We start from the raw sequence: 22,650 nt of genomic DNA, 5'->3' as shown, positions 1-22,650 counted from the left end.
CGCCGGTCAGCGGCCGAACTGCGCCATCACCGGAAAATGGTCGGAGGGATAGCGCGGGCCTTCATGCGCGTCCACCGTCTGGACGTCCAAAACCCTGAAGCCACGGCTCAATATCCAGTCGATGCGCCGGTCCGGCGTGCCGGTGAAGTCGTGGAAGGTCTTGTCCGGGCCGGCGCGGCGTGGCGACGCCAGCCAGGCATCCTGCAGCGTGCGGGTCAGCTCCCGATGCACCGGCGTCTCCGGCCCGCAATTGAAATCGCCGGTGAGGATCACGCGTTCGCCGGCGGGAAGCCCGGCGACGCGCTGCAGGATCATGTCGGCGCTCAGCATCCGCGCATGCACATCCTCCAGCCGATACGGGAAATGCGTATTGAAATACGCGAAGCTGCCGCCGCCATCGCGAAAGCGGAACCGTGCCCAGGTGACCATGCGCGGATAAGGCTGGCCCCAGGTCTTGCTGCCGGGCACGCCGGGCGTGTCGGAAAGCCAGAAATCGCCGGAGCGCTCCACCTGCAAGCGGTCCGTGCGATAGAACACGCCCATGTGCTCGCCCTTGCTGCCACCATCACGCCCCTGCCCGAACCAGGCGTAGCCCGGCAGATGCGCAGCCAGGTATTCGCCCTGCTCCTCAGTCAGCTCCTGCGTGCCCAGCACATCCGGATGCTCCGCCAGGATCACCTTCACCATCAGTTCGCGCCGGTTCGCCCAGGCATTCATGCCGGTATCAACCGGCACGCGCACGTTGAACGTCATGACCTTCAGCGGCGCCTCGGCGGCGGCGCTCGTATCGGCCATGCCAAGCATTGCCACGCAGGCCAGCAGCGCAAACCAGTGGCGCAGATTCATCGCAAGGCTCCGGGCATGATGTGGGATCGAAGCGTCGAGACTAGCGCGAAAAACCGCGATGAAACATCGCGATCAGACGAACGCCCAACCACCTTCGACATGCGCATCGGCCCGCACCACCGAGGTGCCGGGGAAATGCGAGCTGAAATACAGGCTGCCATCGCGGATGGCATCAAGCGCCCAGGCGCGTGACTGGCGCGCCTGCTCGCCATCGGCGCAGAACACGGAGTTCCAGTGGGGATGGTGGAGTTGCAGCGGGTGGTGCATCACGTCGCCACCGAACAAGGCGCTCTCGCCACCGGAGGTCAGGCCGATCGACATGTGGCCCACGCTGTGGCCAGGCGTGGGATGAAAGCGGAAGCCCGCTTCGATCTCGCCACCACGATCGCCCATGCGCTGCACCAGCCCCGCCTCGATGAGCGGTTGCACGCTGTCGTCGAAGATCATGCGACGGGACGCGGCGGCCGGCGTGGCGTAGAAATCCTCTTCCGCCTGCGCATACACGTAGCGCGCGTTCGGGAACGTCGGTTGCCAGCGACCGTCGACGAGGCGCGTGTTCCAGCCGACGTGATCGACGTGCAGATGCGTGAGCAGCACGAGGTCGACATCCTGCGGGCGCACGCCGGCATTGGCCAGCCGCTGCAGATAGCCGGTGTTGAGCCGGTCGAAGACACGGTTGAATGGCCGCGACTTGCCGTTGCCAATGCCGGTATCGACCAGCACGATCAACCCGTCGATGCGGATCAGCCAGCTGTGCACGCTCATGATCAGGGTCTGGTCGTCATCGGCGAGCATTTCCGGGTGCATGGCGTCGCGCCACGGGGCGACGGCGGCTTCGCTCCAGTCGGGGAATACCGTCGAGCCGGGCAGCGTGGTCAGCAGGCGATCGGTGATGCGGGTGATGTGGGCGTTGCCCACGCGATAGATCGTGCTTTCGGTCGTCATGGCGGCATCCGCGCGAGGGAGTGCACTACGATGGGGTCCCGCGCGCGATGAGCGTTAGCGCCCCGCTTGCATACCCGGTATCCACCCCATGGATATGAAACGCGCCGATATCGGCCTGCTGTTGTCGCTGGACGTGCTGCTCGACGAGCGGCACGTCAGCCGCGCCGCCAACCGATTGAACCTCAGCCAGTCGGCGATGAGCAGCCAGCTTGCGCGATTGCGGGAATGGTTCGGCGACCCGTTGCTGATGCCGTCGGGCAATGGTCGTGGCATGGTCCTGACGCCGCGCGCCGAGGCCTTGCAGGGGCCGCTTCGCGCTGCCCTCCAGACCTTGAACGACGCCATCGCAGCGAACGCGTTCGACCCGCGGCACGACGCCCGCACCTTCACCATCGCCGCCAACGACAATGCCTTTTCGGCACTGGTACGACCGCTGGCGCAAGCGGTGTTGCGCGAGGCGCCGGGCATCCGCCTGCGCTGCATCGCGCCGGATTACGCCGACATGGCGCCGCGCATGGAGCGCGGCGACGTGGATCTCTACCTCGGTGCGGCGCGCATGGTGGCGCCCTCGTTGAAGCAACGGCTGCTGCTTCGCGACGACTTCCGCGTGGCACGCCGCCATGACGATCCGGCCCCCATGGACATGGCCGTCTATACGTCGCGCCCGCACGTGCTGATCTCACCCGCCGGCCAGTTCTCCAGCATCATCGACGACGCGCTGGCCAAGCTGCAGCAGAAGCGCCGCGTGGCCATGACGGTGGCCACGTATACGCAAGCGGCCAGCATGGTGGCCAGTTCCGACGCCGTGGCGACGCTGCCCAGCGCGTTCCTGCGCAGCCTGGGCTTTCCGCTGCGCATCGATCCCCTGCCGTTTGCGCTCGACGCCTTCGACTACGCGATGGCCTGGCATCCGCGCATGCAGGACGATCCCGCTCATCGCTGGTTGCGCGAGCGCCTGCTCGCCGGGCTGCACGACGGTTCCGACGCATAGGCGGACGCGAAAATCGCCGGCCTCGCGTAGCGCGTCGGCATCCGTTGTTGCTACGCGGTGACGGCCGTATCTTCCGCGTCCGCGCGACGCAGGCCGGCGCGCATGTCCGCGCCGGTCGGCTGCTGGAACAGCGACAGGCCGAACTCGGGCAGGATCGCGATCAGGTGATCGAAGATGTCGCCCTGCACGTTGTGGTGCGCCACAAAACCGGTGTCCACCGTATAGCCGTAGATCTGCAGCGGGATACCGGTGGGGCCGGGGTCCAGTTGCCGTACCGCCCAGAACAGATCGGTGTTCACCCCGGGATGGGCCAGCACATAGGCCTGCATGTAAGCGCGGAAACTGCCCATGTTGCTGAGCCGGCGCTGGTTGATGGGCAGCTTGCCGGGCTCGCCTTCAGCGGCATTCCACTGCGCGATTTCCTCCTGCTTGCGCTCGAAATAGCCGTCCAGCAATTTGAACCGGCGCAGGTGCTCGATCTCCTCGGGCTTCAAGAACCGCACGCTGGTCAGATCGATGTTGAGCGCCCGCCGGATCCGTCGCCCGGTGGCGTACATGTGGCGGTAATTGCGATACGACTTGGAGATCAGGTGCCAGGTGGGCACGGTGCTGATGGTCTTGTCCCAGTTGACCACCTTGATCGTATGCAAGGCGATCTCCACCACGTCGCCGTCCACGTTGTCGTCGGGCAGCGAAATCCAGTCGCCCACTTTCAGCATGTCGTTGGAGCTCAGCTGGATGCTGGCCACCACCGACATGATCGTGTCCTTGAAAATCAGCAGCAGCACCGCCGACACCGCGCCCAGCCCGGCCAGCAGCGACAGCGCCGAGCGATCGACCAGCACCGCGATGATCACGATGATGCCGATCAACCACACGAAAATCTTGACCAGTTGCACATAGCCCTTGATCGAGCGCTCGCGCCCGCGCGGGCTGGCCTGGTACAGATCCTCCAGTGCCGACAGCGCGGCGTTGAGCGCCAGCACCACATACAGCACGACCAGCGCCATCGTCAGCGTCGACACCAGGGTATCCACCAGCACGGGGACGCCCGGTACCCAGCCGATGCCGCGATGCAGGACCAGCATCGGCGCCACCTGCGCCAGCCGGCGGAAAACGCCGCGTTTTATCAGTGCATCATCCCAGTGCCAGGCCGTGCGTCGACTGACAGTCGTCATCACCCGCACAAGCACATGACGCACCAGCCACGCCACCAACCAGGCCACCGCCAGCAGCGCCACGCCGCCCAACACCGTATGCACCCACGCTGGCGCCAACAAGATCCTCAAATCATCCATCAAGCCCTTCCGTCACACTAAAAACCGCCCCCTACTGTAAGGGCATGGACCGGGAAGGCCAACGCGACGACACGGCGCTCAGGTCACGCGTTCGCCCGCCGCCACGCGAACGGCATACACATCCGCCGGTGTCGGATGGATGGTCAAACGCAGGCGCCCGCCCGCCACCGACAAGCGCAAGCGCCGATGCCGGACCAGATAGGTGATGGCCACCGCAGCCGCCGCCAGCCCCGCCAGCGCGCCGACTCCCAACGCCCAGCGCGCACCGAAACGGTCGACCACCCAGCCAACCAGCGGCGCCCCGATCGGCGTGCCGCCCATCACTACGGCAATGCGCAGCGCCAGCACCCGGCCGCGCATGGTGCGCTCGGTGGTGAGCTGCATCATCGAGTTGCTGGCGGTCATGAAAGTGAGCGCGGCCAGGCCCACGAAGAACAGCACGATCGCGAACAACAACGGGCTGGGCATCACGGCCGCCACCGCCACGGCGATGCCGAACGCGCCCGCGGACACGGCCATCAGCACCATGCCGGGAAACGGGCGGCTGGCGGAGAACAAGGCGCCGCACATGGTGCCCGCGGCCATCGCCGAGGTCAGCAAGCCGTACTGCCCGGCATCGCCATGGAACACGGTGACCGACATGGTGGAAATGAAGATGGCGAAGTTGAAACCGAACGTGCCCAGCAGCAACAGCATCACCAGCACCGCGATCAGGTCCGGACGCTGCCCCACGTAGCGAAAGCCGGCCAGCAGGCTGCCGCGCGTGCGTGGTGGCCGCGGCTCGATCAGCAATTCGTGCAAGCGAAGAAACCCCAGCGAGACCAGCACCGCGCCGTACGAAACGGCGTTGACCACGAACAGCCAGCCCTCGCCCACCGCGGCGATCAACACGCCCGCCACGGCGGGGCCGAGCATGCGCGCCGCGTTGAACGAGGCCGAGTTCAGCGCCACCGCATTGGCGAGGTCGTCGTCGTCGACCAGATCCGATACGAATGCCTGCCGCGCCGGCGCATCGAACGCCGTCACGCAACCGAGCAACAGCGCAAAGCCGTACACATGCCACAGCTGCACCACACCAGTGAGGGTGACCAGCCCCAGGCCCAGCGCCAGCAGGCCGGCCGCGCCCTGGGTGAGCATCAGCAGCTTGCGCCGGTCCATGTGGTCGGCCGCAAAACCGGACAACGGCAACAGCAGCAAGGGCGGCCCGAACTGCAACGCCATCACCGTACCCACCGCCGTGGCGTTGTGCTGGGTGAGCACGGTAAGCACCAGCCAGTCCTGCCCGATGCGCTGCATCCAGGTGCCCACGTTGGACACCAGCGCGCCAGCGGCCCACAGCCGGTAGTTGTAATTCCTCAACGAGTGGAACATGCGGTTCATTGCGTGCCTGACAACTCCATTGGCGCGTGCCCACCGTTCAACCCGATGAAACCCGCGCCGCGAACGCACGGCGAACGCCGCCGACGAACGAAAGCATCAGACCCGTGAGCATGGCGTGCCCGCAAGACAGGCAGACGATGGAGCGGAGGCATGGGGACGGTTCGGGCACAAGGTGACGGCGGCAGGGATCGGCCGCCGTCGACAAGGTTACATGGTGCCGCCCGCAAGCTTCACGTGCCAGACGTAGCGATGAGTACGGGCGACACCAGAATCCGCCGCGTCCTACCTCGCTGCTGCGGCAGCGGGCTTTTGCGTTCCCGCGTTATAGGAAGCCAGCACCGCACCACTCGCCCGATCGAGCAACACCATGGCGCCACGCTGCGCACCGAGGGTGAAATGGATGGTGGCACCGGTGACGGTGTCCTTGATGTCGACGGTCTGGTCCTGCAGCGAATCGGAAGCAAAGCTGTACAGCACGGCGTCGTCGAGCACGGTGGGAAACGCCAGCACGCCCGGCGACAGCGGCTGCAGTTGGGTGAAGGCGGGGGCGACGCCGGCCTGCGCCAGCGCCCACGCATACAACGCCGCCTGCGTGTCGTAGCCCTCGGCAAACGCCACCGGATCGGCCACCCAGATCAGCTTGCCCTTGCCGTGGCGAACAACCTTCAGTGACGCGCCGTCATCGAATCGCATGCTCTCGATCGGCGCCTGCTGCACGCCGGCGGGGTAGCTGACCTGCAGCGGATGCTCGTGGCCCGGCAAGCTCAGCGTGGATTGCCGTACCGCGATGGGAAACACGTCCGCCTTCAGCTTCAGTGGCGTGAGCCGGTCGACCGCCTGCCAATGCTCGTTGCGCTGCACCGGCCCGGACACCAGCAGGCAGCCACCGTTGGCCACGTAGTCGAGCAGGTGTTGCCACGCGTCGTCGGTCAGCGCCTGCGCCGCCGGCAGGATCACCAGCTTCGGCTGGCCGAGTTCGGTCAGCCGATTCTCCGGCAGCAATCGCGCGGGCGTGTGGGTGTCATAGGCCAAGGCACGCAGCGACTTTTTCTGGGTGGCCATGGCCAGGTCGCGCATGCCGCTGTAGATCAGCGACTGCGACGTCACCATGGTGACGGCAGGCGCTTCGATGCGGGTGAAGCTGGCCGGGCTGGTCGCCACAAAATGCGCGAATCCTGCCAGCACCCGTGCCTCGGGCTTCTCGGTGCCATCCACGCGGATGGCGCCGATCGGCGTCTCGTTGTCGTTGGCCATGCGGGCGTTGACGTTCCACACCCACTCGATGCCGCCCGCGCCCTGGGCGAACGAGATCGCCATCTTGCGCTCGAGTTGCCAGCCCTCTATTTGCGGCGAAAAGCGCAGGCGGTCGCGCTGGTCCAGCCGCCGTTGCTCGCCCAGTTCCTGGATCAGCATCGGCTGGCCCGGCATCTTTGCCGACAAGCCCGCCCACAGCGCGCTGTCGAAATCCCACCACAGATGCGTGGTGGTGAAGTCCACCAGCGGCGAGAAGAACGCCGGCGACAGCCGCGTCGCCACGCCGCCCTCCTCCTGACCCACAACCACCAACTGGTCGGAGCCGGCGTCGCGGAGCGTGGCGCGCATGTGTTTCACCCAGTCGTTGAAGACGGATTGGGTGAACAGGTAATAGTCGTAGACCTTCAGCGGATTGGCGCCGGCACGCACGCCATCCGGATCGAATGCGCCGGCGACGGGCAAGGCAAACGGATCGGCCGCACCGGCCTCGGGCGGCGCCACATCCGGCTTCGACTGCAGCGCCCGCCCCTTGCCGAACGATGGCTCCGACCACGCCGCCAGCAGCGCAGCCTGGTCGGGATAACGTTGCTTCAGCCAGCGCCGCCACGCCTGCTGCTCCAGCGCGTCGCCCTGCGGCAGCGTCTTCCACAGATTCGTATTGGCGCTGGGTTCGTTGATCAGATCCCACAGCAGGAACGGCACGTCGTGGAAGCGCTGCACCAGCGAATGCACGAAGCGATCCTGCATCGCCAAGGCGGCTGGATCGAGATAGGCGTTACCGGCGCCGAATGTCTCGGGAAGAAACGCGAACAGGTTGAACTGCACGGGGAGGTCATTACGCCGCGCCGTCATCAGCATCGCCTCGACCGCGCGCAAGGTCGCCTCGCTGGCCGACTTGTCGGGGTCGACCAGCCGGTTCCAGGCCGACCAGATGCCGGTGCGGATCATGTTCAACCCGCCGGCGCGGATCTGCTTCAGGTCCCGGTCCCACACCCACACGTTGGGCTTGCGCAGGTAGTCGCGATCGACATCACCGGCCATGTAGGTGGTGCCGACCACCGGCAGCGGCTTGCCGTCGAGCTGGAAATAGTCGCCGTTGACGGTGAGCTTCGGGCCGCTGCGCAGATACGCCAGGTCGCGCATCCAGAAGCCTGAGCGATACGTCCACGCCGGCGCGCCGTTGCGCTCCAGCGTGGCCTCGACCACATGCAGGCCGGAACCTTCGGCCGCCTGTTTCGGCAGGGTCACCGGCTGCGTGGGATCGGCCTTGAAGCTGTAGTGCTGCGCGGCGCCGGTGTCCGCGTGCACGCTGACCTTGAGCGTATCGCCAGCCTCGACCGTGGTCCCGCGCGCGGGCTCGAACCGGAACTGCAGTGCCTCGCCCTGCACGAACAGCGGCATCCGCGGGCGGAAGGTGAAGCGGTCGTGCTGGCGCAACGCCAGCGCCTGCAGCCGCTGCAGCAAGGGGGGATTGGCAAAGGCGTTGCCGTCCGGATCGCAGGCCAGGAAGATCCAGCGCCCGCCCACGAAACGATGCTGCACGTGATCGACCAGCACCGCCGGCGCGGCCAGCTTGTGGCCATCGCGCGTGCCCCAGGCCAGCGTGGTCAGGAAAGCATCCTCACTGCCATTGTTGGCCGCCGTGTCCTTGGGGTCCATCACCACCGAAAGCCGGATCACCGGGCTCCACGCCTGCGTCCAGCCGAACGCAGGCAGCGTCGGCGCCACATCCGCATTCGGCTCGAACTGCAGCGTCTTCGAGCCGGGCGTGGCCTGCCAACCCTGGATGAAAAGCTCCAGCGATGCGGCCACGCTGGACTCGCGCAACCGCCACGTGTTGCCGTCGCGATACGCCGCCCGCGTGAACGGCTTGCCGCCCAGCACGATCAGGTTTCCGCCACGGTCGAGGTAACGCAGGATGGACGGCCAAGCCGCCTCGGGATAGGTCGAGCCATAAGGCAGCACCAGCAACTTCGTCTGCGCCGAGCCGAGCGCCGCATCGAGCTGCGCCGCATTCACCATGCGTGCGTCGGGAAATCCCGCCGCCAGCGCCGCGGACGAAACCGGCGACGTATCGGCCGCGGGAAAACCGGGCTGCTGGAAAACCACCGTTCCGTCAGCGGCCAGCGCGGCCGGCACGATGCAGCCGCCAAGGACGACCAGCCACAGGAATCGCAGGAAGAAAGACATGGAACATTCCCCAGAAAGTCGGCGCCGGCCCGATCAAGAGCCTGCAAAAGGTAGCAGCGCTTGTGCGATCGCCCGACGGCCCAACCCCAACCACCTTCCGCCGCGATCACGGTAGATAACGTTACCATGTCAAGACGGATCATGGGCACCGTCGAGCCGTGGGGTCTCCATCGCGCCACGTTGAAGAAGACCGTGGCATCGTGGAACGGCTTTCCCGATCGACCTGCCCGGCCCCATGGCACAGAAGCCCATGCATCAGAATGCGTTGTCGATGATCGTGCGCTCGCGAATCCGCCATCTGAATCCCGGCTGCTTCGCGCTGGTGATGGCGACCGGCATCGTGTCGATCGACGTCAGCCAGCACGGCATGACGTTGCTGGCGCAGGCGTTGTTCGGCCTGAATCTGCTGGCGTATGCCGTGTTGCTGGTGATGACGACGCTGCGCCTGCTGCACTTTCCGCGCGAGCTGCTGGCCGATTTCGTCAGCCCCGGCCGGGGCGCGGGTTTTCTCACCCTGGCGGCGGGCACCTGCGTACTCGGCAGCCAATGCCTGCTGGTGGTGCCGCTGCGCCGGCTTGCCGATGGCTTGCTGCTGGCGGGTGCAGTGAGCTGGGTCGGTCTTGTCTACCTGTTCCTCGCCGCCACCATCACCGCGCGCATCAAGCCCGGCTTCACCCGCAGCATCAACGGTGGCTGGCTGGTGGCCGTGGTGGCGACGCAGGCGCTGGCCGTGTTGCTGGTGCTGCGCACGGCGAGCGTGTCGCCGCCCAATGCCGCGTGGCTGTTCACGGCGCTGTGCCTGTATCTGCTGGGTGCGGCGCTGTACCTGTTGATCATCACGCTGGTGGTGTATCGCCTGGTGTTCTTCCCCCTGCGCGCCCGCGATTTCACCCCGCCGTACTGGATCAACATGGGTGCGCTGGCAATCACTGCGCTGGCCGGCAGCCTGTTGGTGCAGCACATCCCGGCATCGGGTTCGCTGGCGCAGCTGCTGCCGTTCGTGAAAGGTTTCACGCTGTTCTTCTGGGCGACCGCCACGTGGTGGATACCGTTGCTGCTGCTTCTGGAAGGCTGGCGCTACGCCTGGCGGCATGTGCCGCTGCGCTATGAGGCCGACGACTGGGACATCGTTTTCCCGGTGGGGATGTACACCGTGGCGACCTACGAATTGGCGCAGGCGCTGCAGCTGGATTTCCTGCAGGTCATCCCGGACGTGGGCGTGTATGTGAGCCTGGCGGTGTGGCTGTTCTTCGCCGTCGCGGGCGTGCTGCGCGCTTTTCGCCACCCCACGGTGCCGACCTGACATGTCCGTGCTTCGGGCCTTTTGTCGCACCCGCGCGGTTTCACCCCGACAACCGGGCCCCGGCCGGCCAAACATGTTACAATCTCGCCGCAAACAACTGTAAATAAAGGAAAAAAAGGAGGCACACCATCAAAACTTCAATCATGTCATTGTTCTACCGTAGCCCACGGGCCAAGCGGTCTGGCACGACCTCTGATTCACCCGTCAATCGCGCAGTCCACCTGCCCGAGGGCTTTTTCATCCACCGCCCGCACCGTCGCTCACGCATGCGCGACAGCAGCTACACCACGGGCACCTACGCCAGCCGTCCCGTCTACCGCAATGGTCTTGCGCGACAGCAGGCATTTCGCGTGATCTAGCGTCACGCGGTGAACCACTCGACCTGAGCCGGTTCACCCCATGTTTCATGCGGGGGATGCGAGGCGGCGCCACGCGCGGCTGACCATCGGCTGCAGAGGCACCAGCCACGCATCCCGAGGCGGACTCTCCGCATCGCGTTTCCACCACGACACACGGCTCCATCCTCGACGCAGGGCGTCAGGGTGCGGCGATCCGTGCGCGGGCTTGCAAAAGCATTGCGCCGAAGCCATGAGTGTCTGATCGAACACGTTGGCGGTATCCATGTTCAAGCTCATCCGAAACTGGCGCGAGCGGCGCGTCGTCGCGCAGCGTCCGATTGCCGAAGACCTCTGGCACAAGGCGCTGCGGCGTTGTGCGCCGGCGCGTCGGCTGGGCGCTTCCGACCAGGCGACGCTGCGGGTGCTGGCCACGCTGTTTCTGCACCGCAAATCCATCGAGCCGGTCGAAGGGGTTGAACTGGACGACGCCGATCGCGTGCTGCTGGCGACGCACGCATGCCTGCCCATCCTGAAGCTGGGCCTGGACTGGTACGACGGCTGGCACAGCGTCATCGTTTACCCGGCCGCCTTCATCCCACGCCGCTCGCATACCGACGACGCGGGCGTGGTCCACCAATCCGATGCCGTGCTGTTGGGCGAGGCGTGGGGCCGCGGCCCGGTGATCCTGTCGTGGGAGGACGTGTTGCACATCGGGGAAACGCCTGGCCACAACGTGGTCATCCACGAAATGGCACACAAGCTCGACATGCTCAATGGCGACGCCAACGGCTTCCCGCCGATGCATCGGCGGATGGATCACCGCGTGTGGTGGAAGGTCTTCTCCAGCGCCTGGGATCGCCTGAAGGATGAGCACCGCAACGGCGCCGAGTTGCCGATCGATCCTTACGCCCTGGAAAACCCGGCCGAATTCTTCGCGGTGGCGAGCGAGCAGTTCTTCGAAACGCCCGCCGCGCTGCGCCAGCATCTGCCCAAGGTGTACCGCCAGCTTGAGCTGTTCTATCGACAACATCCGTATTGAAACAGGGCCATTCCTGCCTGCGGGGGAAGGTGCCCGGAGGGCGGATGGGGGCGCTTTTCCGCCGGTGCAAAAAGCAGCAGCGCGGCTATGCCGCGTAGCCCCTTCCGCCTTCGGCACCTTCCCCCGCTGCGCGGGGGAAGGAATCAGCGTGGGGATTTGTTGCGGATACCATGGCGGCGAATAAATCCCCGCCACCAGGACCCCACGTGCGCCGATCGATTCTCATGCTCTTGCTTGCGCTGTTCAGCGCCTTTGCACAGGCCGCGACCCCGCCCGAACCACCCTCCAACAGCTCGCGGCAACCCGTCGTACGCATCGACGATGTTGCGCGCTTTTACGCCGTCTACGACCAGGCCGACGGCAAACCCTCGGCTGCCGCGCTCCAGGCGGGTTATCTCGACAGCGGCTCGCCGGGCCTGCAGCAATTTGTGACGGCGCGGATTTCCTCCGCCGAAAAACTGGCCGATGCCATCGCCAGGTCACCGCAGGATTTCCGTAACGCACGCCGCTGCGTACCGATGCTCCCGGCGGCACGCGATCAACTGCGGCAGGTGTTTTCCGCGTTGACCACACTCGATCCGCAGGCGACGTTTCCGCCGGTGACGATCGTCATCGGACGCAACAACACCGGCGGCACCACCACCGCGAGCGGTGTCACGATCGGCCTCGAAGTGATCTGCCGATCGAACTGGTTGGCCCCCGACATCACCCAGCGGCTGGTGCACCTGATCGCCCACGAATACGTGCACGTGCAGCAGCCGGCGGCGCAGGTGGCCCCGCCGGCGAACGCCACCGTGCTGTTTGCCTCGCTGGTGGAAGGCGGCGCCGAGTTCGTCGGCGAACTGACCTCCGGCGAAGTCCTGAACGTCCACCTGCAACGCTGGACGCGGGACAAGGCTTGCCGCATCGAGCGCGATTTCCAGGCGCATGCCATGGACACCGACATGTCCCGCTGGCTGTACAACGGCCCCGGTACGCCCGAAGCGCCGGGCGACCTCGGTTACTGGGTGGGTTACCGCATCGCCCGTGCCTACTACGCGCACGCCAGCGACAAGCCGCGCGCGATCCAGGACATCCTCAACGTCGACAACGACAATGCGGCCAGCTTTCTCAAGCGAAGCGGCTGGCGCACGGATGAGGACTGCACCCGTTGAAGCCGCTCAGTCCCGACGCGAATAGTCCATGTGCTCGAGGTCGTCCATCAGGCTCGGCCCGGTCGGATGCCAGTCCAGCACGCGACGCGTCCACGCACTCGACGCGGTCAGATCGAGGTCCATGAAGCCACCCAACCAGCCGAAATGATCCGGCGCCTCACTGGCGTCGATCGATTTGACCGGCACATTCAGGCCCGCACCAATCACCTGCGCAATGTCGCGAACGCACACGCCCTCTTCGTCAACGGCGTGATAGCGCTCGCCGGGCTGGCATTTCTCGATCGCCAGCCGGTAAAGCCTGGCCACGTCGAGCACATGCGCGGCGGGCCAGCGGTTCAACCCCTCGCCGACATACGCCGAGACACCCTTCTCGCGGGCAATGTCGATCAGCGGGCTGATGAGGCCTTGGCGGTTGGTGTCGTGCACCTGCGGCAACCGCATCACGGACACGGCCACGCCAGCGGCCAGCATGTCCGCACCGGCCAGTTCCGATGCTATGCGCGGGTTGCGATGTTCCGGGTTGAAGACATCTTCCATCGCCGGCTGCCCATCGGCCGCGATTCCCGCGCCCGTCCCCGACGTCAGCAATAGCGGCCGCGCGGATCCCGCCAGCACCGAACCCAGGGCCTTGATCACCCGCGCGTCCTTTTCGCAGTTGGCCACGAAATGGGCGAAATCGTGATCGAACGCGGTATGGATCACCGCGTCGGCATCCGCCGCCCCACGCCGCACGCTGTCCAGGTCCTCCAGCAGACCGAAGTGAGCCTCCGCGCCGGCGGCAACGAGCGCCTTGGCACCCGCGTCCGATCGGGTCATGCCCAGCACCTGGTGACCGGCCGCCAGCAATTCCGGCACGATCCTGGAGCCGATGAAACCGGTCGCGCCGGTGAGGAAAATACGCATGGAATCGTCTCCCGTCGAGTTGTGGGAACGATCCTATGCCGTAAAATATACGGGTAAAGTAGTTGCATTATCCTGGTATAAAAACCAACAGGAACGGCCATGCCCGCCACCACCGTCAGCCAGCTCGGCACCTATCTGAAGGATCGGCGCACCCGCCTCGACCCGGCCACCTTCGGCTTTGTTGGCGGCCGCCGGCGCACGCCGGGCCTGCGCCGGGAGGAAGTCGCCCAGCGCGCCAACATCAGCGCCACCTGGTACACCTGGCTGGAACAAGGCCGCGGCGGCGCACCGTCGGCCGAGGTGCTGGGCCGCATCGCGGACGGGTTGATGCTGACCGAGTCCGAGCGCGAGCACCTGTTCATGCTCGGCCTCGGCCATCCGCCCGGAGTTCGCTACAAGGCCACTGCGGGCGTGACGCCGCGCCTGCAACGCGTGCTGGACGCGCTGGAGGTGAGCCCGGCCATCGTCAAGACCGCGCTGTGGGATGTGGTGGCCTGGAACCGCGCCGCCGCCGTTGTGCTTACCGACTACAGCAAGCTGCCGCCATCGGAGCGCAATATCCTGCGCCTGCTTTTTTCCGATTCACGCGTACGCGCCGCGCAGCCGGACTGGCAACGCGTGGCCCGTTTCGTCGTGGGCGCCTTTCGTGCGGATGCGACCCGCGCCGGTGCGGGCGCGGAGATCACCCGTTTCGTGGAGGAGATGTCCCGGCTCAGCCCCGAATTCGAAAAGCTGTGGCTGGCCAACGATGTCCACGCCTATGGCGAAGGCGTAAAGCGCCTGCGCCATGCGGAGCTGGGTCTGCTGGAGCTCGAGTTTTCCGCCTTTGGCGTCGACGGGCGACCGGACCTGGGCATGATCGTGTTCAACCCGGTGAAGGCGAGAGATGCGCAGCGCTTGCGTGCCTACATCGAGGCCAGAGCGGCGGCGGCTTGAAGATGCGCATTCAAGCCGCCGGCACGGGTTTTCCGATCAATAGGCGCCGCGAATATGCTGCGCCACCTCGTTCCGATAGAACGCGGCCAGGTCGTCATGCAAGGTCTGCGGCAATGACGGCAACGCGCTGACCTTGGCGTTTTCGCGCACCTGCTCGGCGCGGCTGGCGCCAGGGATGATCGTGGTGACGGCGGGATGGTCGAGGATCCAGCGCATGGCCATTTGCGCCGTGGTGTAGCCCGCGGGCGTTTTCGCCGTGACGGCGTCGGCAAGCTGGATGCCTTTCTCGAACGGGATGCCCGCAAAGGTTTCGCCCACGCTGAACGCCTGGCCGTCCTTGTTGTAGTTGCGGTGATCCGTGCTCGCGAAGCGGGTCTTGCTGTTGTACTTGCCGCTCAGCATGCCGCTGGCCAGCGGCAGCCGCACGATGATGCCGATGTTTTTTTCCTGCGCCTTGGGCAGCAACTCGTCCAGCAACTTCTGCCGGAACACATTGAAGATGACCTGCAGCGAGCTGACGTCGTCGTGCTGCGCGCAGACCAGCCCTTCTTCCACCGTCTCGACGCTGGCACCAAAGAACTTGATCAACTTTTCCTGCTGCACGGTACGCAGCCAGTCGAAGATCTCGCCACGCTGCAGCAGCGCCAGCGGCACGCAATGCAACTGCAGCAGGTCGATGCTGTCGCAGCGCAACCGATCCTGCGCGGTCCTGATCCGGTCGCGCAGGCTGGAGAGCGAATAGCCGTTCGGATAGGTGTCCGCGGCGCGGCCGTACTTGGTGGCGATGAACGGGCGCGGCTTGCTCGAGGCCAATCGTTCACCCAGAAAACGCTCGCTCGCCCCGTCACCGTAGACGTCGGCGGTATCGAAGAAATTGATGCCTGTTTCCTGCGCGGCGTCGATGATCCCGTCGACGGTGGCTTCGTTGATGGGGCCGAAGTCGCCACCAAACTGCCAGCAACCAAGGCCGACTTCGCTGACGGCAAAGCCGGTGTTTCCCAGTATCCGGGTTTTCATTTACGTCACTCTCCTTTCCTGAAAAAAAGTCGCGAACGGCATTCTCGCCGATTCGTTGCGTCTCGTGCTTGCCGCGCTCGCGGACGTTCCGCAGGTCGCCCCGCAACGGCGCCCTATGTCGTTCGGCCATGCCGGTTCTAGAGCTTAAGTCTGCGCGAACAAACACTTTTTGCGGTGTACGATCCGTACGATGGTGCACCCCCGAAACCCCACATGGCGAACAGAGAATCGCCAGGTGTCGGCCCCCTGAGTGCAGCCAGCGGAAACAGGCACCGCACGAGCTTCGCATTTTTCACGGCGTCGGCGACGCCGATCGACGATGACGCGTTGAGTTCCAGCCAGGTACCAGCCATGACGACGCACACGACGTCCGCCCCCACCACTGCCGATGCCGCAGAGGCGCCGCCGTGCTGGCTGAGCGTCGTCATTCCGGCCCACAACCGCCGCGAACTTGCGCTGCGGGCCATCAACTCGGTCCTTGAACAGCATCACCCGCGCCGCATCGAGATCATCGTCGTCGACGATGGCTCCACGGATGGCCTGGCCGAAGCCATCCATCAGCACCATGCCGGCAACGACAGCGTCCGCGTGATCACCACCGCGCGCGAGTACACCAACGCCGCGCGCAACACCGGCTTCAGGGCGTCGTGCGGTGAACTGGTCTGTTTTCTGGACTCCGACGACCTGTGGATGGCGCACACGCTGACGGTGGTCGAACAGATTTTCGCGGAACACCCGGAGCTGGCCTTTCTCAGCATCGAGGGCAGCACCCTGCCATCACCGGCGCATCCGTTGATCTCACGCGTGGTGGCGGAAGACGCGCCCGGCTGGTCGCATGCCGGCTTTCGCAGCACCGCGCTCGTCCACCAGTCGCTGACCCTGGATGGCCCGCAACGCAACGCCACCCTGCTCTACGGCGATTACTTCCCGGCGATCATCCGCGGCGACCTGTTTTTGCTGAGCGGCCTGATCATTCGCCGCGATGCCATCGTGCGCGCCGGGCCGTTCACCGAGCACTTCAGGTTTTACAACGACTGGGAATTCTTCGCCCGCATGTGCCTGCAGGGCATCGGCGGCTATATCGACTACGACGGCTTCCGGCGCGATGCCGGACGAGTGGATCAGATATCGAGGGCACGCCCCGCCACCGCCATGCCGCGACGCCACGTGTACATCCTGCGGACGCTGGCGCGACGTTTTCCCGCGCGTTTGGCCGCCTATGCGACCCTGCACAAGGATGCCCTCAACGACGCGCAGTACTGGATGGCCCGGTGCCTGCTGCGCACCCACCATCGCCGCTTCGCCAAACGCCTCCTGATGCATTCCGTGCGCCAGCGCTACAAGGTGGCACGCAGCCTGGCGCTGCTGGCCGTGGCCAACTTCATCTAGCCCGGGCCGGGCTTTCATTCCCCCTCGTAACGCACACCGACCGCCTGGCGCCACGTATCCAGGGCGGCGATATTGCCGAGCGTGTCGGCCCACGTCATCGCCGGGACTTCAGTGGCGCCGCGCGCGACGGCCTCGGCGACCGCATCGGCCTCGTAGGTGTAGAGGCCGTGTGCGAGATGGTCGATGGCGATTTTTTCCGGCACGGCGTTGCCCCGTTTATGCAGCCAGATCACCTCGTCGCGGCCACCCTGCCCGGGCAGGAACGGCGTGGGTACATCGATCCAGCCGTCGGTGCCGTAGATCTGCGCGGACTGGTCGTCGAGGATCGTCGTGCCGCAGGAAAGCTCGGCCAGCACGCCGCCGGGAAAGCGCGCCACGGCGGAGGCAAACTCATCCGTTTGCGCGACGGGGTGAATCCGGCCCACCCCGTGGAGGGTCGTCGGGTTGGCGAAAGTCCGCCCGCTGGCCTGGCCGGCGATGAGTCGCGCGAACGACATCGGATAACAGCCGACATCGAGAATCGCGCCACCACCGAGGCCCTTGTTGAACAGGCGATGGCCCGGATCGAAGTCGGCGGCAAAATTGAACGACGCGCGGATCACCCGCACTTCGCCCACCTGGCCTGTCCGCACCAGCTCCGCGATTTTCAGCGTCTGCGGATGGAACCGGTACATGAAGGCTTCCATCAGCAACACGCCGTGGTCGCGCGCGGCCTCGATCATGCGCTGGGCATCAGCCAGGTTCAGCGCCAGCGGTTTCTCACAGAGGACATGCTTGCCCGCGCGCGCCGCCTCGATCGCCCACTCGGCATGCCAGGGATGCAGCGTGCCGATGTAGACGGCCTGCACCTCGGGATCGGCCAGCAACGCCGCATAGCTGCCGTGGGCGCGGACACCGCCGAACTCGCCGGCAAAGGCCGCGGCATCGGCCTCATGCCGCGAAGCCACGGCCACGAGGCGATTGCTGCGGGAGGATTGAAGATCGACGGCGAATTTCCGGGCGATGTGCCCGGCGGACAGGATGCCCCACTGCAGTGGTGTCGTAGTCATGTGCAAACAGGAAACGGAGGAATCCCGAGCCTATCCCGCCGCGCAGCCAATAGCCAAGGCGCAACGTTCCGGATGGGTTCCCACGATCACGCGTAACCACCACCACCGCCGCGACGAATGACAGGTAACGGAGGTGCTCCGCCCGGAGCAAGTCCACCTGACTCCCCGCCAGCGAGGTTCACCATGATTCGTCGCACTGCTTTTCGACTGGCCCCTTTTGCCGCCACCGTGATGCTCGCCCTCAGCGCGTGCCAGAGCGCTTCCGCCACCATCACCGCCACCCGTCAACCGGCTCCCACCGTCGACGCCAGCAAGGCTGCCGTTCCCGGCGAGGCCACCGCCGTGATCGCCGGTGGCTGCTTCTGGGGCGTGTCCTCGGTGTTCGAGCACGTCAAGGGCGTGCGCCAGGTCACCGCAGGCTATGCCGGCGGCAGCGCCGACACCGCCCGCTACAACATCGTCAGTGGAGGCGGCACCGGCCACGCCGAATCGGTGCAGGTGAAATACGACCCCAGCCAGGTCACCTACGGCCAGTTGCTGCAGGTGTTCTTCTCGGTGGCCTTCGACCCCACCGAGCTGAATCGGCAGGGCCCGGACAGCGGCACGCAGTATCGTTCGGTCATTTTCTACAACAGCCCCGAACAGAAGAAAATCGCCACCGATTACATTGCGCAGCTGACTGCGGCCAGGTCGTATGCCGCGCCCATCGTCACCCAGGTGGTGCCGCTGAAACGCTTCTATCGCGCCGAGGCCTACCACCAGCATTACGCCGAGCGGCATCCGGACAATCTGTACATCATGTACAACGACGCGCCGATGGTCCGACACCTGAAAGACCTGTTCCCCGATGTCTATCAGGCGCCGCAGGCGATGGTGGAAGTGCAGATGTACTGAGCATGACAACGGAAAGAGGCCCGGCGGTTCCCGCGCCTCTCTTCTTCACCAGGCGCGCCTTGGTGCGCCAGGACTCACTTCGTGGCGACAGGCTGGTCGCACCTGATTTCGCCACACTTGAAATCCACTTCGATGCCGCGGCCTACCGTCACCGGTACGTTGAGATGCTTGGCCACGGGCTGATCGTCCTGCTTCAGCGTGACCGTGTACGTACCCGGTTGCAGCTGGGCTGCGGAGTAGCGGCCGTCAGCATCCGACTTCACCGTTCGGCCAATGCCCGTCGCATCGCTGTGCACGGTGATGCTGTAGCCCGCCGGCGCCTTGCCGAACACCCGGCCTGCCGTGGCCTGTGCGCTGGCCGTCGAGATACCGGCGACGGCGCACGCGCCAATCACACCGGCCAACGCCAGACCACGGGCGGCGCGATGCAAGGAAGAACGGAACGAGAGAATCTTGTTCATGGGTCATGTCCTATGGTTTGTGGAGGAGAAAAAGCACGGGCATACCAGGGGTTTGGCCACGGCTGTGAAACGGGGGACGGACGAGGCCGACCCACGCCGGCGTGTAGCCGGCATTTCGCGCGATCGACCGCCTACATCAGCAGCATGCTGCCGAGGGTCATCGTGCAAATCAGGACGCAGGCGCCGAACAGGCTCTGCAACAGCATGGTTTCGCGATTGAGGTTCATGGCGGCTCTCCATCGAATGAGGGAATGAAGCTTTCAGGCTCGATATGGCAAACGTCGTGCCAACGCCAATACACCTTGAAAACCGCGCTCCCGCGCTGTTTTCGCCCATCGCCGAAAAATGAATAGCCGTCCGCGGACACTTGCTCGCGGACATCGGACACCGCGCCGACAGACACGGCGCCCCGCACGCGCAGTGGTACCTTCGTTGCTGCCGTCAGGCCGGTGGCAAGGCTGGATTGTTGACCGCCCATTGGGCGGCGAACGCACGCTTGTACGCAGGTCGCGCCTCGCCGCGGGCGACATACGCAGCCAGATTCGGATATTCGCCTAGAAGGCCCGATGGCCTCACCCTGAGCAGCACCGACACCATCATGAGATCGCCCACGCCAAATGCACCATCAAGCCAGTCGGCATCGCCCAACCAGTCAGATAACTGGCCCAGCCGATGGCGGATCCGCGCCTCAACCAAAGGCAAGCGGCCCGCCTTCCATGGCCTGTCGCCCTCCAGAAACTTGACTACAACGAGCTCAAGGATCGGCGGCTCCACGGTATTGAGCGCAGCAAACATCCAGGTGATGGCACGCGCCCGCGCACCGGCATCCACCGGCAACAGGCCCGGGTGACGCTCGGCGATATGCAAGACAATCGCACCGGTCTCGAACAGCACAAGGTCGCCATCCTCATACGTGGGAATCTGGCCAAACGGCTGGATGGCGAGATGCGCGCGTTGCTTCAACGCCCGGAACGAAACAAGACGGACCTCGTAGGGCTGGTTCACTTCTTCCAGCGCCCAGCGAACGCGCGTATCGCGCGCAAGGCCCAGGCCACCATCAGGCGACTTCTCAAAGGCGGTAATGACGATAGCCATCGATCTGCTCCGGTTGAGTCGGATCAGGTCGCCCGCCACCACGGCGGACTTGACCTGACCCTGACTACCAGACGAACGAGGCAGCAGTGAATCGACATGCGCGAACGTAGTCATTCGTCAGCCAGGGTCGGCATCGACACCCTTTATCCAGACACAATTTAATTTGCCACGTCCCCTTTATTCCTCATGCCCCGCCACGAGCCCTGAAATAGGCCACGAGCGCATTGGCGTGTCCGTGACCCAGCTTGTGCTCGGACTTGAGGAAGGCGACCACAACACAACGCAAGCTCAGCCACGCGATCCCGACCGACAAAGGGAACGGAGGCAACTATTTCCATTTGATTCCGTCCGTACGCTTTTTGTTTGCCGATCCGGAAAAACGCATTGGCGTAATCTTCTTCCCCATGCAAACCCGATACACACCCTCAGGCGTCAGACTTCAACTGCACTCAACGCGCGAAGGCCCGCTCAACTGGCTGCTGTTGCCTGGCGGACCGGGGCTTGGCTCCGAAAGCCTGCTCGAATTGGCCGACGCACTGGATGTGCCCGGCTCCATCTGGCTCGTCGATCTCCCGGGCGACGGATCCAACACCGTCGCACATTCGCCAGACCCGTTTGCGAACTGGCCCGACGTGCTGATCGAGGCCGTCGACACGTTACCGGAAGCCATCTTCGTTGGTCATTCGACCGGTGGCATGTACCTGCTTGCCACGCCCGCGCTGCAAGGAAGACTGCGTGGACTGGCGTTGCTCGACAGCGCACCGAACAGTGCATGGCATGCGGACTATGTGGCAATGACGCGTCGACATCCGCTGCCCGAATTCGACCTTGCGGTCGCCGCCTACAGCCAGCAGCCCACCCTCGAAAAATTCACCGCCATGGTTGTTGCCGCAACCGCGTGGAACTTCACTCCGTCCGCCCTCACGGCCGGCCGCAAGTTGCTGGCGCGCCTGCCCTACAACATCGCCGCGGTTACGTGGTCGGACACGCATTTCGACCATGCCTACCAAGCACGGTGGTGGCCGTCCGACATCCCCGTACTTCGGCTATACGGCGGCAGTGACCGCATCGTCAGCCAGCACGGCTGGCGCGACCCCGCATACCACACGCCCAACCACATCGCTTGCGAGATCGCCGGTGCCGGCCATTTTCCGTGGATCGAAAATCCAGAAGCCGTGACGCAGGCGTTCCGGGATTTCGCGGCGGAGATCCAGCTTCACTCACGGTAGAACGAAGCCGGGGGCAGAGCGCACTTTCGCCTATCCAGCTCATCGCCCCATCATCCCCCAGCCAACGCCTGAAGCATATTCTCGGGATCTTTGCCGATAGCCCGCAACAACGCCTTGGCCGGCCCGGTAGGTTCATGTCGCCTCTGCTCCCAGCTCCGCAACGTGGCGACCTGGACGTCAATGAGCATGGCGCACTTGGCCTGGGACAAGCCCGTGGCTTTGCGGATATTGGTGACGCCGATGGCATCGATAGGGAACTCACGCGACGGCTCACGCACGCCGTGAACGATTTCGTCCATCTGGGTCACGCTTTCGCAGAGACCGGCGAAATGAGCGAAGCCTGGGCCCACTATTAAGTTCAGAGTCGACTTTTTTGAGGCTGCCCCACAATAGTCCGCCAGCTATCCCTGCTCGTTCTTGTGGCGCTCAAGCCAGTCTGCGTACGGGCTTTTTTTCACATGCTGGCGATTGAGATCGGGCGCCCCGTCGGTCCACCACACGGGGCCGCGCTCGCCCAGCGCCACCTTGGCCTGGTCGACCTCGGTCCGCGCGTGCGCCAGCGCTTCGTCGTCGGCGGATCGGAGCGCATCGCGCACCGCCCTGCGCGCCGTCATGAGTCGATCAACGCAAGCCTTGCGCACCTCGGGCGACAGTGCCGGATTGGCCGCACGCCACAGCCGTCCTCGAACCACCAGATAGCGCTTGTCGGGAGTCAATGGATGTTTCATGGGGGATTGGATACACAGCTGGCGTGAGAGACGGGGCACGATTGTAGCGGCAGTCGTGGAAAAGGCCTCAGGCGCAAGAAAATGTTGGTGACACATTTTTCAAGCAGCTGAGGGCGCCAGACACGAAACCGTTGCACTACCGACGTCCCCCCGCATTGAGTAGCGGGGCGGTTTAGAGTCCGGGGTCACTTTGAGATGGCCCGGGTTTGAC

At 65.1% G+C, this 22,650-nt stretch carries 20 protein-coding genes and 1 pseudogene; 8 read left to right on the top strand and 13 right to left on the bottom strand.

The annotated features are described in order from the left end of the window. Positions 1–6: 6 nt before the first annotated feature. Entirely contained in the window at positions 7–846 is an 840-nt protein-coding gene (locus UU9_RS05180) for an endonuclease/exonuclease/phosphatase family protein (protein ID WP_007080670.1), read from the bottom strand. A 72-nt stretch (positions 847–918) separates the two neighbouring features. After that, the gene (locus UU9_RS05175; RefSeq protein ID WP_007080669.1) at positions 919–1,791 is read right to left on the bottom strand and encodes an MBL fold metallo-hydrolase; all 873 of its coding nucleotides are present in this window, start codon (positions 1,789–1,791) and stop codon (positions 919–921) included. 88 nt (positions 1,792–1,879) lie between these two features. Here UU9_RS05175 and UU9_RS05170 point away from each other — a divergent pair, with 88 nt between their 5' ends. Beyond that, the gene (locus UU9_RS05170) at positions 1,880–2,782 is read left to right on the top strand and encodes a LysR family transcriptional regulator (RefSeq protein WP_007080668.1); all 903 of its coding nucleotides are present in this window, start codon (positions 1,880–1,882) and stop codon (positions 2,780–2,782) included. Between the two features lie 50 nt (positions 2,783–2,832). On the opposite strand, the gene UU9_RS05165 is transcribed toward UU9_RS05170, so the two are convergent. The 3 genes from UU9_RS05165 to UU9_RS05155 form a co-directional block, all read right to left on the bottom strand. Beyond that, entirely contained in the window at positions 2,833–4,080 is a 1,248-nt protein-coding gene (locus tag UU9_RS05165; RefSeq protein WP_007080667.1) for a mechanosensitive ion channel family protein, read from the bottom strand. Positions 4,081–4,158: 78 nt separating this feature from the next. Beyond that, complete coding sequence (locus tag UU9_RS05160) at positions 4,159–5,460, bottom strand: MFS transporter (RefSeq protein ID WP_007080666.1); 1,302 nt, start codon at positions 5,458–5,460, stop codon at positions 4,159–4,161. 282 nt (positions 5,461–5,742) lie between these two features. Next, a complete protein-coding gene (locus tag UU9_RS05155) occupies positions 5,743–8,904 on the bottom strand; it encodes a cellulase family glycosylhydrolase (RefSeq protein ID WP_007080665.1) in 3,162 nt (1,053 codons plus the stop codon). Positions 8,905–9,154: 250 nt separating this feature from the next. On the opposite strand from UU9_RS05155, the gene UU9_RS05150 reads away from it, so the two are divergent. From UU9_RS05150 to UU9_RS05140, 3 genes are all read left to right on the top strand, one after another. Further along, positions 9,155–10,207, top strand: a complete 1,053-nt coding sequence (locus tag UU9_RS05150; RefSeq protein WP_156804196.1) for a tellurite resistance/C4-dicarboxylate transporter family protein — start codon at positions 9,155–9,157, stop codon at positions 10,205–10,207. Positions 10,208–10,828: 621 nt separating this feature from the next. Then, the gene (locus tag UU9_RS05145) at positions 10,829–11,584 is read left to right on the top strand and encodes a M90 family metallopeptidase (protein ID WP_007080663.1); all 756 of its coding nucleotides are present in this window, start codon (positions 10,829–10,831) and stop codon (positions 11,582–11,584) included. A gap of 224 nt (positions 11,585–11,808) precedes the next feature. Then, positions 11,809–12,738, top strand: a complete 930-nt coding sequence (locus tag UU9_RS05140; RefSeq protein ID WP_007080662.1) for a DUF2268 domain-containing putative Zn-dependent protease — start codon at positions 11,809–11,811, stop codon at positions 12,736–12,738. 6 nt (positions 12,739–12,744) lie between these two features. Here UU9_RS05140 and UU9_RS05135 read toward each other — a convergent pair whose 3' ends face one another. After that, positions 12,745–13,641 carry an SDR family oxidoreductase gene (locus tag UU9_RS05135; protein ID WP_007080661.1) on the bottom strand — a complete coding sequence of 299 codons (897 nt, stop codon included), beginning with the start codon at positions 13,639–13,641 and terminating at the stop codon, positions 12,745–12,747. 99 nt (positions 13,642–13,740) lie between these two features. Between UU9_RS05135 and UU9_RS05130 the strand changes: the two genes are divergently transcribed. Further along, on the top strand, positions 13,741–14,577 hold the full coding sequence (locus tag UU9_RS05130; protein ID WP_007080660.1) for a helix-turn-helix transcriptional regulator: 837 nt from the start codon (positions 13,741–13,743) through the stop codon (positions 14,575–14,577). A 36-nt stretch (positions 14,578–14,613) separates the two neighbouring features. On the opposite strand, the gene UU9_RS05125 is transcribed toward UU9_RS05130, so the two are convergent. Next, entirely contained in the window at positions 14,614–15,594 is a 981-nt protein-coding gene (locus UU9_RS05125) for an aldo/keto reductase (protein WP_007080659.1), read from the bottom strand. Positions 15,595–15,945: 351 nt separating this feature from the next. On the opposite strand from UU9_RS05125, the gene UU9_RS17270 reads away from it, so the two are divergent. Further along, positions 15,946–16,983, top strand: coding sequence for a glycosyltransferase (locus UU9_RS17270; protein ID WP_007080658.1), 1,038 nt, complete (start codon positions 15,946–15,948; stop codon positions 16,981–16,983). A gap of 14 nt (positions 16,984–16,997) precedes the next feature. Here the strand turns inward: UU9_RS17270 and UU9_RS05115 are convergent, their stop codons facing one another. Next, positions 16,998–18,032 (bottom strand): Gfo/Idh/MocA family protein, encoded by a 1,035-nt coding sequence (locus UU9_RS05115; protein WP_007080657.1) that lies wholly within the window; start codon positions 18,030–18,032, stop codon positions 16,998–17,000. A 183-nt stretch (positions 18,033–18,215) separates the two neighbouring features. Between UU9_RS05115 and msrA the strand changes: the two genes are divergently transcribed. After that, positions 18,216–18,926, top strand: coding sequence for a peptide-methionine (S)-S-oxide reductase MsrA (gene msrA, locus UU9_RS05110; RefSeq protein WP_007080656.1), 711 nt, complete (start codon positions 18,216–18,218; stop codon positions 18,924–18,926). A gap of 74 nt (positions 18,927–19,000) precedes the next feature. Here the strand turns inward: msrA and UU9_RS05105 are convergent, their stop codons facing one another. The 3 genes and pseudogenes from UU9_RS05105 to UU9_RS18365 all read right to left on the bottom strand — a co-directional run. Further along, positions 19,001–19,387, bottom strand: a complete 387-nt coding sequence (locus UU9_RS05105; protein WP_007080655.1) for a carboxypeptidase-like regulatory domain-containing protein — start codon at positions 19,385–19,387, stop codon at positions 19,001–19,003. A gap of 441 nt (positions 19,388–19,828) precedes the next feature. Then, positions 19,829–20,482: a glutathione S-transferase family protein gene (locus UU9_RS05100; protein ID WP_007080654.1), complete on the bottom strand. Its 654-nt coding sequence runs from the start codon at positions 20,480–20,482 to the stop codon at positions 19,829–19,831. Between the two features lie 184 nt (positions 20,483–20,666). Further along, positions 20,667–20,756 (bottom strand): annotated as a pseudogene (locus tag UU9_RS18365) (DUF4287 domain-containing protein); the annotation flags it as partial. Between the two features lie 130 nt (positions 20,757–20,886). Between UU9_RS18365 and UU9_RS05095 the strand changes: the two are divergent. Beyond that, positions 20,887–21,711 (top strand): alpha/beta fold hydrolase, encoded by an 825-nt coding sequence (locus tag UU9_RS05095; protein WP_040670332.1) that lies wholly within the window; start codon positions 20,887–20,889, stop codon positions 21,709–21,711. Between the two features lie 50 nt (positions 21,712–21,761). Here the strand turns inward: UU9_RS05095 and UU9_RS05090 are convergent, their stop codons facing one another. Both UU9_RS05090 and UU9_RS05085 read right to left on the bottom strand, forming a co-directional pair. Then, positions 21,762–22,010: a helix-turn-helix domain-containing protein gene (locus UU9_RS05090; protein ID WP_007080652.1), complete on the bottom strand. Its 249-nt coding sequence runs from the start codon at positions 22,008–22,010 to the stop codon at positions 21,762–21,764. Positions 22,011–22,112: 102 nt separating this feature from the next. Continuing rightward, positions 22,113–22,439, bottom strand: a complete 327-nt coding sequence (locus tag UU9_RS05085) for a hypothetical protein (protein WP_040670325.1) — start codon at positions 22,437–22,439, stop codon at positions 22,113–22,115. Positions 22,440–22,650: the final 211 nt, after the last annotated feature.

This window comes from Rhodanobacter fulvus Jip2, from assembly GCF_000264315.1.
Lineage (GTDB): Bacteria > Pseudomonadota > Gammaproteobacteria > Xanthomonadales > Rhodanobacteraceae > Rhodanobacter > Rhodanobacter fulvus.
Note: the sequence above shows the minus strand (reverse complement) of the source record. Positions and strands in the feature narration are given on the sequence as shown.